Source organism: Pseudomonas sp. ZS1P83, from assembly GCF_054897825.1.
This window is the reverse complement of the sequence record NZ_CM142706.1, coordinates 1,570,682-1,585,462: the sequence shown is the minus strand read 5'-3', so window position 1 is coordinate 1,585,462 and position 14,781 is coordinate 1,570,682. Positions and strand designations below refer to the sequence as shown.

The following is a 14,781-nucleotide window of genomic DNA, read 5'->3' as shown; positions in this document are numbered from 1 at the left end:
TATTTGAACGGACGGGCTATTTGAACGTGTCGACGTTTTGCGGGGTGATCAAGCGGTATGGCACCCACACGGCCTGTTCAACCGGCTCGTTCTTGGCCATTTTCACTGCAGTGTCGATTGAACCGTCCGCCTGACCTTTCGCGTCCTGGAACACCGACACCGTCATGTTGCCTTTCTTGATTGCGTTCAAGCCGTCCGGCGTGCCGTCGACACCCGCGATCAGCACACTGCCCTTGTCGATGCCGGCCTGTTGCAGGGCCATCGCAGCACCAATAGCCATTTCATCGTTGTTGGCGATGACCGCGTCAAACTTGCGGCCTTGGGTCAGCCAGTCGTTGACCAGGGTCATGCCTTTATCCCGCAGCCAGGTCCCGGTCTGCTCTTGCTCGATCTTGATGTTCGGGTATTTGGCCAGTACGTCTTTGACGCCCTTGGTGCGGTTGGTGGTGGAGTTGTTAGCAAGGTCGCCCAGCAGAATCACGATATCGCCCTTGCCACCCATTTTGTCGGCCAGGTATTGCATCTGCATTTCACCGGCCTCCAGATCGTTGGAGGCCACAGTGACCACGCCCTTGGGCAGCTTCAGGTCATCCGGGCGGCGGTTGACATAGACCAGCGGGATGCCAGCCTTGACGGCGGCTTCGGTGATTTTTTTGGTGGCGGCGGTATCCACCGGATTGACCACGATGGCATCGACTTTCTGGCTGATGAAGTTTTCGACCTGGCTCAACTGCTTGACCACGTCGCTGCGGGCGTCTTCAAATTGCAGCTGGACGCCATCGGGATAGGACTTGGCTTTCTTGTCCATGGATTCGCGCAGGTAGGTCAGCCAGGTGTCATCGAACTGCGACATGCTGACGCCGATCTTCATTTCGGCGAGTACAGCGCCGCTGGCGAACATCAGGGACAAGGCAAGTGAGGCGAAACGGATCTTGGTCTTCATGAAAAGTCTTTCTCCACATTCTTGTTGGTTTTATGGATGAGGCGTGACGATTTCAGTCAGCGAGAAAAGAGTGAAAACGAGTCGTGAGGCAGGTCGCTGGAAATGACTCTATTGGAATATAATTTCTATATCAACTCATTTTAGAATTTTATTCTAATTTTGTTCCATGGCTTTCGAACGGGCTCAACTCCACCACTTGATGGCGCTCGAAACTCAGTCGCGCAGCGTCTAGCACGCGGGTGGTTGCCAGTGCATCACGGGCGTCCACAGGCAGTGGGCCACCGCTCTGCAACGCGGCTTGCAGCTGTAAATAGAACTGATTCCAGCAACCGCGCTCAGAGGGAACCCGTTCGCGCACTTCACCCTGTTCGAACCAGCCCCATCGGCGATGCTCTTCAATGCCCCAGCGTTCACCTTCGGAGTTTGGCGAGAGCCCGGCGAGCGCCGATGCTTCCTGCCCGTCGAGGCCATCGACGCTGTAACAGCCTTGGGTGCCGGTCACCCGAAAGCGCGGGCCGGGGGTGTTTTGCAGGCAGCTGCCGCCCAAGTGCGAGGTCACGCCACTGGCATGGGTCAGGGACATAAAGAAGCCGTTATCGAAGACCTGGTCTTTTTCCAGGTAATCCAGTTCGGCGTAGACCCGCGTCACAGGACCGAATAAAAGCAACGCCTGATCCACCAGATGACTACCGAGATCGCGCAGGAAGCCACCGCCACTGCCGTTGTTCACCGCCTGCGGTGAGTAACGCTCGATCCGCGATTCGAAACGGGTGACCTGGCCCAGCGCACCGGAGTCGATGAGTTTGCGCACGGTAAGGAAGTCCGAGTCCCAGCGACGGTTCTGGTAGACGCTGAGCCGTACGCCTTGGCGCTCGGCCATGGTGATCAGGGTTTGCGCCTGCTGCGCGTCAGCGGCGAACGGTTTGTCGCTGACCACCGCGACGCCGTGCTCGATGCCATCGAGCACCAGCGCCGGACGGCCCTTGAGCGGAGTGGACACCACCAGCACATCGATCCCGGCTTCCACCAACTGGCCGATGCTTTCAAACGCGGGCACCCCAGGGTGCTCGGCCGCCAGCAACTGTCGGCGCTCAGGTGAACGAGTGACCACACCCACGAACTTCGCTGCCGGCAAACTGCTGATCAGCGGAGCATGGAAAAACCGGCCACCATGGCCGTAACCGACAAGTCCGATACGCATGATTCAACTCCTCTAATGATCGTTCCCATGCTCTGCGTGGGAATGCCGCAACGGACGCTCTGCGTCCGCTTTGTGACGCGGAGCGTCACGGGATGCATTCCCACGCGGAGCGTGGGAACGATCATGTGTTAGCCGTAGAAGTGTGGGCGCGCTGGCAAGCCGACTTTTACGATCTGGCCGTTGTTTTGGGCTTCGATGCACGCGTCTGCGGCGACGGCGGCAGCGAAGCCATCCCACGCCGAAGGCCCACCCACCTGCCCTGCCCGCACACCATCGATAAACGCCTGCAATTCGACGTCGTACGCGGCGATGAAGCGATCCTTCCAGTCCATCAGAATTGCGTTGGACAACTTCGCCCCGCTGCGCAACTGAACCTGCGATGGCTCAGGCAGTTTGGCGATGCCGGTCTCCCCCACGACTTCGCACTGGATGTCGTATCCGTATTGGCAGTTAACGAACACTTCCACGTCGATGCGCGTGCCTTTGGCCGTTTCCAGCAGCACGATCTGCGGGTCTTTCAAATGCGCGAGCGCCTTGCTGCTCTTGCGCGGGAACACCACTTGCACCGACACGTAATCGTCGTCGAGCAACCAGCGCAACACGTCCAGTTCATGGATCAGCGTGTCGGTGATCGCCATGTCGGTCTTGTAGTTTTCACCCACGGTCGGGTTGCGGTGCGCGCAGTGCAACATCAGCGGTTCGCCGATCTGGCCGCTGTCGATCACCGCTTTGAGGGCGCGATAACCTTCATCGTAAGGGCGCATGAAACCGACCTGCACCAGGCGCTTGCCGTGGGCCACTTCAGCCTCGACGATTTTGCGGCAACCTTCAGCGGTGACCGCCAGGGGCTTCTCGCAGAACACCGGTTTGCCGGAAGCAATCGCGGCCAGCACGAACGCTTCGTGGCTAGGCCCCCAGGAGGTGACCAAAATGGCGTCGACTTCCGGCGCCTTGATCAGCGCATGGCCGTCGGGATAGACCTCGGCGGTCAGCTTCAGGTCAGAAACCACATTCGCTGCTTGTTGCAAGTTGATGTCAGTGACAGCGACCACCTGGCTGTTGAGCAAGGTCTGGCTGCAACGACGGATATGGTCCTGGCCGATGGCCCCGGTGCCGATGACGCCTAGCTTCAATGACATATAAACACTCCCGTTTCTTGGTTTCAGGGGCAATCAGTACTGACGAGCCTTAACCAGTCGTTCACTCAGGGTCTTGGCCACCGCATCGGTGCGGGCGCTGGTGGAGACTTGCGCCACGCCGACCCGCCACCACGACAGGTATTTGTGAATCATGGTTTTGGGCAGAACCTTGATGTCGATCAGCGTCGACACCGTCTGCAATCGCGCATCGGCCAATGCCGCTTTCAATTCTTCGACTGTGTTCACTTTGTAGGTTTTGCAGCCATAGGCCGCCGCGCTCATGGCGAAATCCACCGGCACGAAACCACCGTCCAGCTTGCCGGTTTCCGGGTTACGGAAACGGAACTCGGTGCCGAAGCTGTCCATCCCGTGTTCCATCTGCAGGTTGTTGATGCAACCGAACGTCATGTTGTCCAGCAACACCACGTTGATTTTGCGTCGCTCCTGAATCGAGGTCGCCAGCTCGGAATGCAGCATCATGTACGAGCCGTCGCCGACCAGCGCATAGACCTCGCGCTCAGGCTCGGCGAGCTTCACACCCAACGCGGCGTTCACCTCGTAACCCATGCAGGAATAGCCGTACTCGACGTGATAGGTGTTCACCCCCTTGCTGCGCCAGCTGCGCTGCAAGTCACCGGGCAGACTGCCGGCAGCGGCGACGATCACTGCATCATCGGCGAGGGATTCATTGAGCACACCGAGCACTCGGCTCTGGGTCAGGCAGGAACCGGTCAGCTCGATGAATTCGCGCAGCACCGCCGGGGCCATGTGGTCGTTGATTTCCGGGATGAAGTCTTTGCTCTGGTAGTCGACCTGAGAGAGGCGGTCGACTTCCTCGTCCAGTTGCGCCTTGGCCTGACACGGTTGATCGCCCCACGCAGAACGGTAGTCGCCCAAGGCTTCAGCCAAGGCTTGCAACCCGACATTGGCGTCCGCCAGCAGTTGCACCCCGTCGAGCTTCAGGGCATCGCAGGGGCTGATGTTCAGGTTGAGAAATTGCACGTCCGGATGCTGAAACAGGGATTTTGACGCGGTGGTGAAATCGCTATAGCGCGTGCCGACACCGATGATCAGATCCGCATCCTTGGCCAACAGATTCGCCGCCAGACAGCCGGTTTCACCAATCCCGCCGACGTTCAGCGGGTGACTGGACACCACTGCACTCTTGCCGGCCTGGGTTTCGGCGAAGGGAATGTCGAAGCGCTCGGCAAACGCTTGCAAGGCGGCATTGGCGCCGGAGTATTTGACCCCGCCACCGCAAATGATCAGCGGTTTGCGCTTGCCTTTGAACAGCGCCAAGGCATCGCCGAGCATCGCTTCGGTGGCCGGACGACGTTCGATGCGGTGCACGCGTTTTTGCAGGAAATAATCGGGGTAGTCGTAAGCCTCGGCTTGCACATCTTGTGGCAAGGCCAGGGTCACCGCGCCGGTTTCGGCAGGGTCGGTGAGCACACGCATGGCGTGGATCGCCGCCGTCATGAGTTGCTCGGGACGGTTGATGCGGTCCCAGTATTTACTGACGGCCTTGAACGCGTCGTTGGTGCTGATGCTCAGGTCGTGGAACTGCTCGATCTGTTGCAGCACCGGGTCCGGCTGGCGGCAGGCGTAAACGTCGCCGGGCAACAGCAGCAGGGGAATGCGGTTGGTGGTCGCCGTCGCGGCGGCGGTCAGCATGTTCGCCGCGCCCGGCCCGACCGATGAAGAGCAGGCGTAGATCTTGCGCCGCAGGTGTTGCTTGGCGAAACCGATGGCCGCGTGGGCCATGCCTTGCTCGTTGCGGCCCTGATGGACGATCAGGTCGCCACTGTCCTGTTCCAGCGCCTGGCCCAGGCCCAGCACGTTGCCGTGGCCGAAAATGGTAAAGATCCCGGCGACGAATTTGCTTTGAACCCCATCGACCTCGATGTACTGGTTATCGAGGAATTTCACCAGTGCCTGGGCCATGGTCAGTCTTGTTGTGGTCATAACCGCACCTTTCAGGCCAAAGAGTTGTTCAGGTGATCCATGCTCGCGCCGATCGCCTGCTGGATATCCGCCAGGCCATGGACACTGTCGGCAAACGGCTCGAACGACAGATAGCCGCTGTAACCGCTGCTGAGCAAGGTGTCGATTTGTGCCGCGTTGCCGAGGATGTCGCCCTCGCCCACCAGCACCCGGAGGCCGTCGCGCAGGGTCGCCAACGGTGCCTCGGCATCTTCGACACCGGAGATGTGCACCAACCCGGTCAGCTCGGGGAAGAATTCATGCTCGCAGGCCAGGTGATGGTGAAAGGTGTCATGAACCAGACGGAACACATCCAGCCCGCCAATGGCCTTGATCGCCTCCACCGCCGTGCGTTTACGGCGCAGCGAGCACTCTTCAAAACCCAGCGGCTCGATGAAACCGAGAATGCCGTGTTCGCGCAGGATCGGCGCCAGTTCACATAACGCCGTGCGCAGACCTGAAGCACGTGCGGCCTCGTCACGCGGGTCGGCACGGTCGTTGAGCGGACACATGACCAAACCTTGAGCGCCGCAATCACGGGCATAAGCGGCGAGTTTCAAGGCGTGTGCGCGGCGCTCGTCATTCCACACATCAAACGGATACAGCGCGTTGATCGACAGCACGGTAATGCCCCTGGCGGCACACAACTCACGGACGCGCTCGGGTGCGGTGCCGTCTTCGATCTCGACACCTTTAAGGTCGTTGCGAATTTCTATCGCGTCGGCCTTGAGGGTCACCGCCAACTCGATGAACGCGGGCAAGGACAACCGTGGGGCGACCATACGGTTCAGGGCGAAACGCAGGGGTTTGCTCATTATTGTTGTTCTCCGCACAGGTGAATTATTTGGCTGTCGGCATGCTGAATTCGGGGCCCTTGGCGATGCTGTCGGGCCAGCGCTGCATCACGCTTTTGTAGCGGCTGTAGAAGCGGATGCCTTCTTCGCCATAAGCGTGGTGATCGCCGAACAGCGAGCGCTTCCAGCCGCCGAAGGAGTGCCAGGCCATCGGCACCGGAATTGGCACGTTGATGCCGACCATGCCGACCTTGATCGTGCGGGCGAAGGCTCGGGCGATGCCGCCGTCGCGGGTGAAACAGGACACACCGTTACCGAATTCATGGGCGTTGATCAGCGCCACGGCGCTGGCGAAGTCCGGTACCCGAACGATGCCCAGCACCGGGCCGAAAATTTCCTGTTGGTAGATGCTCATCTCGGTCGTCACGTTATCAAACAGCGTCGCGCCGACGAAGAAGCCGTTCTCGGCCCCCGGCACCTTGAAATTACGGCCATCGACGATCAGCTGCGCGCCCTGGGCCACGCCTTCGTCGATGAAACCTTCGACTTTGGCCTTGTGCTCGGCGGTCACCAACGGTCCCATGTCGCTGTCGCCCTGCAGGCCGTTGCCGACCTTCAGTTGATCGATGCGCGGCAGCAGTTTGGCAATCAATTGGTCGCCGACATCGCCCACCACCACGGCAATCGAAATCGCCATGCAGCGCTCGCCGGCCGAGCCGTAAGCGGCACCGATCAAGGCATCGGCGGCTTGATCAAGATCCGCGTCGGGCATGACGATCATATGATTCTTCGCCCCGCCCAGCGCCTGCACGCGCTTGCCGCGGGAGGTGGCTTGCTGGTGGATGTACTCGGCAATCGGCGTCGAGCCTACAAAGGAAATCGCCTCGATGTCCGGGTGTTGCAGCAACGCGTCGACGGCGGTCTTGTCGCCCTGAACCACGTTGAACACGCCGTCCGGTAAACCGGCTTCGGTCAATAATTTCGCCATCAACAAACTGGCGGAAGGATCACGTTCGGAGGGTTTGAGGATGAAGCAATTACCGGTGACCAGCGCCAACGGGATCATCCACAGCGGCACCATCACCGGGAAGTTGAACGGCGTGACGCCGGCACAAACGCCCAGCGGTTGACGCAGGTTCCAGTTGTCGATGCCGCCGCCGATGTTGTCGCTGAACTCGGTTTTCAGCAGGTTCGGCGCACCGCAGGCGTACTCGACGATTTCGATGCCACGGGTGACTTCGCCCTTGGCATCCGAAAATACCTTGCCGTGTTCGCGGCTGATGATTTCTGCCAGCTCATCGTGATGTTGCTCGAGCAATTCCTTGAACTTGAACATCACCCGCGAACGGCGCAGGGACGATTGCTCGGACCAGGCCGGAAACGCTTTGAGTGCCGATGCGACAGCCTCGTCCACAGTCTTCGCGCTGGCCAGCCCGACGCGCGCCTGGACGCTGCCGGTGGCCGGATTAAAGACGTTGCTGAACCGCTCACTGCTGCTGTCTTGCACTTGACCGTGGATGTAATGGCCGACTACCGGGGCGTTGCTCATTGATCGTGTTCTCCGTGAAGAAATTGGAATTCAGGCTTTTTAGTTCAGAGATCAAGCAGCCAGCTGTGCTGCGGATCGTTATGGAACTGCCAGACACGTTTCGGGCCGGCCATCACGTTCAGGTAATACGACTCGTAGCCGTAAGGCACGCTGACCGGGTGATAACCCTTGGGCACAACCACGAGGTCACTGTTCTCCACAGCCATGGCCTGATCGATGTTGCGATCGTCGGTGTACACCCGCTGGAACACGAAGCCCTGGGGCGGGTTGATCTGGTGGTAATAGGTTTCTTCAAGAAAGCTCTGGTGCGGCAAATCGTCGGTGTCGTGTTTGTGCGGCGGGTAGCTCGACGAGTGACCTGACGGCGTGCGCACCTCCACCACCAGCAGCGAATGGGCCGGTTCGGTGTCCGGCAGAATGTCGCAGACGTAACGGGTGTTGGCGCCTTTGCCGCGCACGCTGCGTTTCATGGTGTCGGGTTTGATCAGCCGTGGGCCAAGGCCGTTGCTCGTCGAACCGGGTGCGGCGCACACAGCGATCTGCACGTCGCTGAGCGCCACCACTTGAGCCTGACTGCCAGGCGGCAGGTACGCAGCGAAGGGTGATTTGTCTTCGAACACCGACTGACGATCACCGATGTTGTCCCAGTCGAACGCGCTCTGCCCCGGCGCTTCGCCCTTGATGCTGACCCGGCCGCTGAGTAGCACCAGGCACAGTTCTTTATTACCGGCCGACACTGGCAGGGTTTCGCCCAGGCTCAAGCGGTACGCGGCGAAGCCGACGTACTCAAGCTCACCTTTACCCAGCTCTACCATGGTCCGGCCATGGGCATTGCTTTTGACCAGCAGGCTCATAATGCAGTCCTCTCGTCGAGCAGCGTGCGTAAGGTGTCATAGCCTTTTTTGGCGTAGACGTAGCTCGGCGCCACCGCCGGGTCCTGCTCGGCTTCGACCACCAGCCAGCCGTGGTAATCGGCCGTCAGCAGCACGTCGAGCAAGGCGCCGAAATCGATATCTCCGTCGCCGGGCACGGTGAACGTGCCGTTGATGATGCAGTCCGGGAAGCTCCACAAATTGTTGCGTGCCAGTTGCACCACCGGTTTGCGCACGTCCTTGAAATGCACGTGGCAGACGCGTTCGATGTGTTTGCGCAGCACCTGCAACGGTTCGCCGCCGCCCATGTAGCAATGGCCCGAATCGAACAGCAGACCGACTTCACTGCCGGTCAACGCCATCAACGTGTCGATGTCCGCCGCAGATTCGACGTAAGCGCCCATATGGTGGTGATACGCCAGGCGCACGCCTTGGGACAGGGTGAAGCGTGCCAGCTCAGTGAGCTTGTCGGCATATTCCTGCCAGGCGTGTTCGGTGTTGAAACGCGGGCGCTCGACCAAGGGAATGCGCTGGCCTTGAATGGAGTCGGCGACTTCGCCGTACACCAACACTTTGGCGCCGTTCTTCGCCAACAGCTCGACATGACTGCCGATGGCCTCGATTTCTTCGGCCACCGAGCGGCGGGCCAGACGGCTGGAATACCAGCCGGACACCAGCGCCAGGTCATAGGGGCGCAGTACATCGCCGACACCCTTGGCGTCCTTGGGGAATTTGCCGTTGAGTTCGAAACCTTCGTAGCCGATGTCCTTGCCTTCGCTCAGGGCGGTGCTCAGCGGCGTCTCCCCACCGAGGGACGGCAGGTCGTCGTTGCTCCAGGAGATCGGGTTGATGCCAATTCGAATAGCGGGCATGGCTGCACCTTTTATTGTTTTACCTAACCAGTAAGAGCGAAACAGGCCCTTGTGGGAGCGAGCCTGCTCGCGAAAGCGGTGTGTCAGGCGCCATTGACGTTGGCTGTCAGTCAGCTTTCGCGAGCAGGCTCGCTCCCACAGGGGTATTGCGACAGCAGGTCCTATGCGTCAGGCGCGGGCTGTGCGCCAGGCATCAATCAGTTCAACGAACGTGCCCTGCACCTGACGGATCAGCGCCTCATCGTCGATTTCACCGGCCAGCCACGCTCGGCTCGGCTCCTGGAAAATCGTCCGGCCCACGGCGAAACCACGGCAGGTCTGGCTCTGGCTGGCCCGTTGAAACCCTTCGGCCAGTGCCGCTGCCGGTGCATTCAGCCCCAGCAACACCACGCCACGGCAGTACGGATCACGCGCCAGAATCAGCTCATCGAGTTGTTTCCACTCCTCGGCGCTCTGCGCTTCGATCTTCCACCACGCCGGGTAAATGCCCAGGTTGTAGAGGCGTTTAAGGGCGCGATACAGCACGTCCGGATGCGGCGACGGGTGATCCTTGGGCGGGATGATTTCCAGCAGCAGCTCATGACCACTGACCTGGGAGGCCTGATACAAACCCTTGATCTGCGCTTCCTGTTCAAGTCGCAGCAGCGGCTCGTCGTCCGGGTGGAATTGCACCAGGCACTTGATGATTTGTTCCTGCGGCCAGGCGATCAGGTTGCTGCCAATCGAGCGCCCATGTTCGAAAGCCAATGGCCGCGAGCCCTGCACTTCCACCGGCCGCGCCACCCACCAGCCGCGACCGGTGGCGGTGTTCAGCGAGTCCTGACCGAAGCGTTGATCGGCCAGCAGCCCGACTTCGGCCTCGATGCCCTGCTCGCGCAAATCGGCTTCGACCCGTTCCACAGCCTTGATAAAAAGTTGCTTGAGTTCGCCGATAGCGTTCAGGTCGCGACCGCCCTTTTGGGCCAGTTCCACCAGTTGCCCGCGATGGTCGAAGGCAAAAATGAACAGTTGCTTCCACTGTTTGCGCGGCACGCTGACCTGATGCAGACGCTGCAGCACCGCGTCCTGATCCGGCCGGGTAATCGGCACCGGACTGTTAAACAGATAGTCGAGTTCGGCGCGGGTTGGCATGGCCGGGGCGCAGGCATGGCGCGACACCACCAGCCCGCCGCAGGCATTGGCCAACTGGCAGCAGCGCTCGTCGCTCGCATCCACCAGCCAACCGCTGAGGAAACCCGACATGAAGGCATCGCCGGCCCCCAGCACATTCAAGACTTCCACCCGAACGCCGGGATAAATGGCGCCGTCTTCCAGACGCACCGGAATCACCCCATGAATCACCGTGCATCCCTGCGGGCCGAGCTTGACCACTAACGTCGCCGCGCTCAGACGCCGGACATTACGCAGCGCAGTGAGCAAATCCTCGGAACCGCCGGCAATCAGGAATTCTTCTTCAGTGCCGACGATCAGGTCGAAACGCGGGAGGATTTTCTGCACATGCTGGCTGACGTTCTGGTCGGCGACGAAACGGGTTTCGCCGTCGGCCTTACCGGCCAGGCCCCAGAGCACCGGGCGATAGTCGATATCCAGTACGCGTTTGACGTTGTGCTTCTCGGCGTAATCCAGCGCCTGGATGCTCGCCTTGTAGACGCCGTCGGTGGAGAAATGGGTGCCGGTGATCAGCAAGGCTTTGCTGGAAGCCATGAAGGCTTCGCTGATGTCTTCGGCCCGCAGCGCCATGTCGGCGCAGTTTTCGCGGTAGAAGACCAAAGGAAAGGTTTCGCGATCCTTGAGGCCCAACAGGACCATGGCGGTCAGGCGTTCCGGATCGACCTTGATGCCGCTGACCTCGCAACCTTCGCGGGCCAGGGATTCAACGAGGAAGCGGCCCATGTGATCATCCCCTACCCGGCTCAGCATCGCCGATTTCAGACCCAGCCGAGCCGTGCCGAAAGCGATGTTGGCGGACGATCCACCGAGGTATTTGGCGAAGCTTGAAACATCTTCCAACCGCGCTCCGACTTGCTGCGCATAGAGGTCGACGCCAAGGCGCCCCAGGCAAATCAGATCCAATTGACGCCCACTGGCAAAACGAGTCTGGCCCATGTTGGCTCCTGTTATTTTTATCAGCCTGCGTTCGGGGCGATGGCTGCGCCGAACACGCTGGGTGGATGCAGACTAAAACGTCCGGGACCGAACAATCAATAATTATTCCAAATAATTTTTACGTGGAATATTTTTTCCAATAAACTTTAGTGCAAGCGTTCCAGAGACAGTGCATCGTTTCAGCACACTCCGTACGGACTGCAAGCTCAAGATTTTATTCCGGCCTACCCTGTAGACTGCGCACAGCCAACCTATTGTCAGGGGATGACGCTATCTGTCGTCCCTATAAGAACAAGCCAGAAGGATTCTTTATGACCCGCACCGATCAGCCGGCGACGACCGAGAGTACGCCCGACAGCGATGTCGCCAGCCCCCCGATCAACGCCGAGCGTCTGCTGCAGCTGATCACCAACGAATACGAAAGCCTGCCGCGCCAGCTCAAGCGCATCGCCAGTTACATGAGCCAGCAGAGCGACCGGATCATGGTTGACCGCATCAGCGACATCGCCCGCGAGTGCGAAGTGCACCCCTCGGCGATCGTGCGGTTTTCTCAGCGTTTCGGGTTCAGCGGCTTCAGCGAAATGCAGTCGCTGTTCCGCGAGGCCTATACCCACAAGACCACGCCGGTTCAGAACTACCAGCAGCGCATTCGCAGCATGATCGCCAACAAGTCGCAGAAGGCCAGCGGCGGCGACCTGGCGCGTGAGTGCATCAATGCGACCCTCTCAGGTATCGAACGGCTGGGTCTGGAACTGGATGACCAGGCCTTCGACAAAGCTGTTGACCTGGTGGTAAATGCCGACAACATCTACGTGGTCGGGGTGCGTCGTTCGTTCGCGGTGGCCGACTACCTGGTCTACAACCTGCAGCACACCAACAAGCGCATCCATTTGGTCTCGGGGCTCGGCGGTAGCTACCGCGAGCAAATGCGCAGCGTGCGCGCCAATGACCTGGTAATCGCCATCAGCTTCACGCCCTACGGCAAGGAAACCCAGCATTGCCTGCGCATCGCCCAGCACAATCAGGCAAAAACCCTGATCATCACCGACAGTAACCTCTCGCCCCTGGCCAAGCGCGCCAACACCGTGCTGCTGGTCAATGAAGGCAGTTCGTTTGCCTTCCGTTCGTTGAGTGCGACGCTGTGCCTGTGCCAGGCGCTGTTCATCGCCGTGGCCTATCGGCTGGAATTGAAGGTCGATGAGATTCACGAACAGGTTGGCTTCGAGGATTAGCCCGGTGCCAGTTGCACGTCGCTGAACCTCAGCTAAGGTAGTCCATCCCGAAATAGCCATCTGAAGGAAAGGATCAATGAAGCTGATCGGCATGCTGGATTCACCGTATGTGCGGCGCGTCGCCATCTCTGCCAAACGCCTTGGCATCCCTCTGGAACACCAGTCGGTTTCGGTGTTTCGGCACTTCGAGCAATTCCAGCAGATCAACCCGGTGGTCAAGGCGCCAACCCTGGTGCTGGACGACGGTGAAGTGTTGATGGACTCGACGCTGATCATCGATTACCTGGAAGCGCTGGCCGGTCCCGGAAAGAGTTTAATGCCGGGTGATCTCGATCAACGACTGCGCGCGTTGCGCCTGATCGGTCTGGGATTAGTGGCCTGCGAGAAATCCGTGCAGCTCTACTACGAACGCAGCCTGCGCCCGGCGGAGATCCAATTCGAACCGTGGGTGGAACGAGTCGAAGAGCAATTGGCGGCGGCGTATTCGGCGCTGGAGCGGGAGCTGGAAAAGCAGCCGCTGAAGATTGACGGTTCGATTGCCCAGGACGGAATTACCTTGGCAGTGGCCTGGAGTTTTACCAATCTTGTAGTGCCGGATCAGGTTGAGGCTGCGCAGTTTCCGCTGATCAGCGCGTTTACCGCGTATGCCGAAGGGCTTGAGGTGTTTGTGAGTACGCCGATTGAGTAGATAGACTGAGGGCGCCTGATCTGACCCCTTCGCGCTCCCACAGGTAAACGCAAGTCTAAACATACAAGCGGGCTTGCTCGCGAAGGGGCAGTCACATTCAACATCAAGGTGGTTGCCAGCCCGCTCACAAAAAAACGCCGCTTCCACTCAAGGCAGAAGCGGCAGAGGCATAAGCCCCAGCGTAAATCAGTGCATGAACAGGGCGATCAGGATGATGATCGGGATCGGTACGCCGAGAAAGAACAGCAGTAATGAGCGCATGGTAGTTCTCCTGGGTTAACGAACAGGGGGCAATGAAGTGGTGGTCACGTAATCGTCGGTTTCCAGATACACCACGGCATCCCGACGACGGCCACCGAAGGTAGCAGCGAGGCTGGCGAAAAACGCACCGATCAGCAGCGCAACGAACATCCAGAGCGCGGTCATTGCAGCGACTTTGGCGGCTGTGTCAGCAGCTTGTTTGGCAGCCAGTTTGGCGTCGGCTACGGCTTTCTGGGTGCGGGCATACACTTCATCAACGCGACGTTCAGCGTCCGCTTGCGTGAGGTTGGTCCGTTGAGCCACCAATTGGCCCAGATAGGTACGATCTTCGGCAGCCAGTTGACCGTTATTGCTCAGACTGCGCACGAAGATGCGCGTCACGGTGCCACGGGCGGCATCATCGCTGACGGCGGCCGGACGATCGTCGCGGAACAGGCTGTCGATGAAGTAACCATATTGGTCACTGTCGGTTTTGCCGACCGCGGAGCCAGCAACCTGAGTCGCCGCATTCGCCGCACCACCGACGACACTTGCCCCAGCCTGTACGCCACCGCTGACAATGCTGCTGACCGAGCCAACGACCAATGTCGCGGTCACCAACGTCGCCACGCACCAGGCCAGAAAACCATGGGCCGTGTCACGGAAATAAACCTCATCACCATGCATGTTCGCCCACTTCACCCGCAGGCGACCGGCGATGTAACCGCCAAGCCCGGACGCCACGATTTGGGTCGCGGCCAGCCAGACGATCGTTGAAATACCCAAGCCCTTGGCGCTCACGCCTTCATTGGCCCAAGGCGACACCGCTGAAAAGCCCAGGCCAAAGCCGAGCAGCACGAGGATCAGCGACAACGCCGCCGCCGCAGCGGCCCCGGCGAAAATCGCGCCCCAAGACACGCCAGAGAGCGTGCTTGATTCTTCTGCGGCAGGATAGAAACCATCAGGGGATCTATTCATTGTTATATCGCTCCAGGCAGGAAAGATGGTGTTACAACTCTTCAACGGAGTAATTGCAGTCACCGTGCCAGTTGCCAACTTTCAATAAATCGCGGTATTTCAATAAGTTATAAAATTTTAACTTCCCATGACCATGCAATTTGCAAGGAAGTGCCAATCGCAGCGGGTTTTATGCATTGACCAA

Annotated in this window: 12 protein-coding genes; 2 read left to right on the top strand and 10 right to left on the bottom strand. The window is 59.6% G+C overall.

The genetic code is table 11. The annotated features are described in order from the left end of the window. Nucleotides 1-16: 16 nt before the first annotated feature. From ACYZT0_RS07710 to ACYZT0_RS07670, 9 genes are all read right to left on the bottom strand, one after another. Nucleotides 17-943, bottom strand: a complete 927-nt coding sequence (locus ACYZT0_RS07710; RefSeq protein WP_462045312.1) for a sugar ABC transporter substrate-binding protein — start codon at nucleotides 941-943, stop codon at nucleotides 17-19. Between the two features lie 148 nt (nucleotides 944-1,091). Next, nucleotides 1,092-2,144, bottom strand: coding sequence for a Gfo/Idh/MocA family protein (locus ACYZT0_RS07705; protein WP_462045311.1), 1,053 nt, complete (start codon nucleotides 2,142-2,144; stop codon nucleotides 1,092-1,094). 128 nt (nucleotides 2,145-2,272) lie between these two features. Continuing rightward, nucleotides 2,273-3,283: a bifunctional inositol 2-dehydrogenase/D-chiro-inositol 1-dehydrogenase gene (gene iolG / locus ACYZT0_RS07700; protein WP_462045310.1), complete on the bottom strand. Its 1,011-nt coding sequence runs from the start codon at nucleotides 3,281-3,283 to the stop codon at nucleotides 2,273-2,275. A gap of 33 nt (nucleotides 3,284-3,316) precedes the next feature. Next, nucleotides 3,317-5,248: a 3D-(3,5/4)-trihydroxycyclohexane-1,2-dione acylhydrolase (decyclizing) gene (gene iolD, locus ACYZT0_RS07695; RefSeq protein WP_462045309.1), complete on the bottom strand. Its 1,932-nt coding sequence runs from the start codon at nucleotides 5,246-5,248 to the stop codon at nucleotides 3,317-3,319. A gap of 11 nt (nucleotides 5,249-5,259) precedes the next feature. Further along, nucleotides 5,260-6,081, bottom strand: coding sequence for a TIM barrel protein (locus ACYZT0_RS07690; RefSeq protein WP_462045308.1), 822 nt, complete (start codon nucleotides 6,079-6,081; stop codon nucleotides 5,260-5,262). Nucleotides 6,082-6,106: 25 nt separating this feature from the next. Then, entirely contained in the window at nucleotides 6,107-7,609 is a 1,503-nt protein-coding gene (locus ACYZT0_RS07685; protein ID WP_462045307.1) for a CoA-acylating methylmalonate-semialdehyde dehydrogenase, read from the bottom strand. Between the two features lie 44 nt (nucleotides 7,610-7,653). After that, nucleotides 7,654-8,463, bottom strand: a complete 810-nt coding sequence (gene iolB, locus ACYZT0_RS07680; protein WP_462045306.1) for a 5-deoxy-glucuronate isomerase — start codon at nucleotides 8,461-8,463, stop codon at nucleotides 7,654-7,656. Next, nucleotides 8,460-9,353, bottom strand: a complete 894-nt coding sequence (gene iolE, locus ACYZT0_RS07675) for a myo-inosose-2 dehydratase (RefSeq protein ID WP_462045305.1) — start codon at nucleotides 9,351-9,353, stop codon at nucleotides 8,460-8,462. The genes iolB and iolE overlap by 4 nt, the downstream gene beginning before the upstream one ends. Before the next feature lie 168 nt (nucleotides 9,354-9,521). Then, a complete protein-coding gene (locus ACYZT0_RS07670; RefSeq protein ID WP_462045304.1) occupies nucleotides 9,522-11,459 on the bottom strand; it encodes a bifunctional 5-dehydro-2-deoxygluconokinase/5-dehydro-2-deoxyphosphogluconate aldolase in 1,938 nt (645 codons plus the stop codon). A gap of 311 nt (nucleotides 11,460-11,770) precedes the next feature. Here ACYZT0_RS07670 and ACYZT0_RS07665 point away from each other — a divergent pair, with 311 nt between their 5' ends. After that, the gene (locus ACYZT0_RS07665) at nucleotides 11,771-12,691 is read left to right on the top strand and encodes a MurR/RpiR family transcriptional regulator (protein ID WP_462045303.1); all 921 of its coding nucleotides are present in this window, start codon (nucleotides 11,771-11,773) and stop codon (nucleotides 12,689-12,691) included. A gap of 76 nt (nucleotides 12,692-12,767) precedes the next feature. After that, on the top strand, nucleotides 12,768-13,379 hold the full coding sequence (locus ACYZT0_RS07660; protein ID WP_462045302.1) for a glutathione S-transferase: 612 nt from the start codon (nucleotides 12,768-12,770) through the stop codon (nucleotides 13,377-13,379). A gap of 276 nt (nucleotides 13,380-13,655) precedes the next feature. Here ACYZT0_RS07660 and ACYZT0_RS07655 read toward each other — a convergent pair whose 3' ends face one another. Then, the gene (locus tag ACYZT0_RS07655) at nucleotides 13,656-14,597 is read right to left on the bottom strand and encodes a hypothetical protein (protein ID WP_462045301.1); all 942 of its coding nucleotides are present in this window, start codon (nucleotides 14,595-14,597) and stop codon (nucleotides 13,656-13,658) included. Nucleotides 14,598-14,781 lie beyond the last annotated feature (184 nt).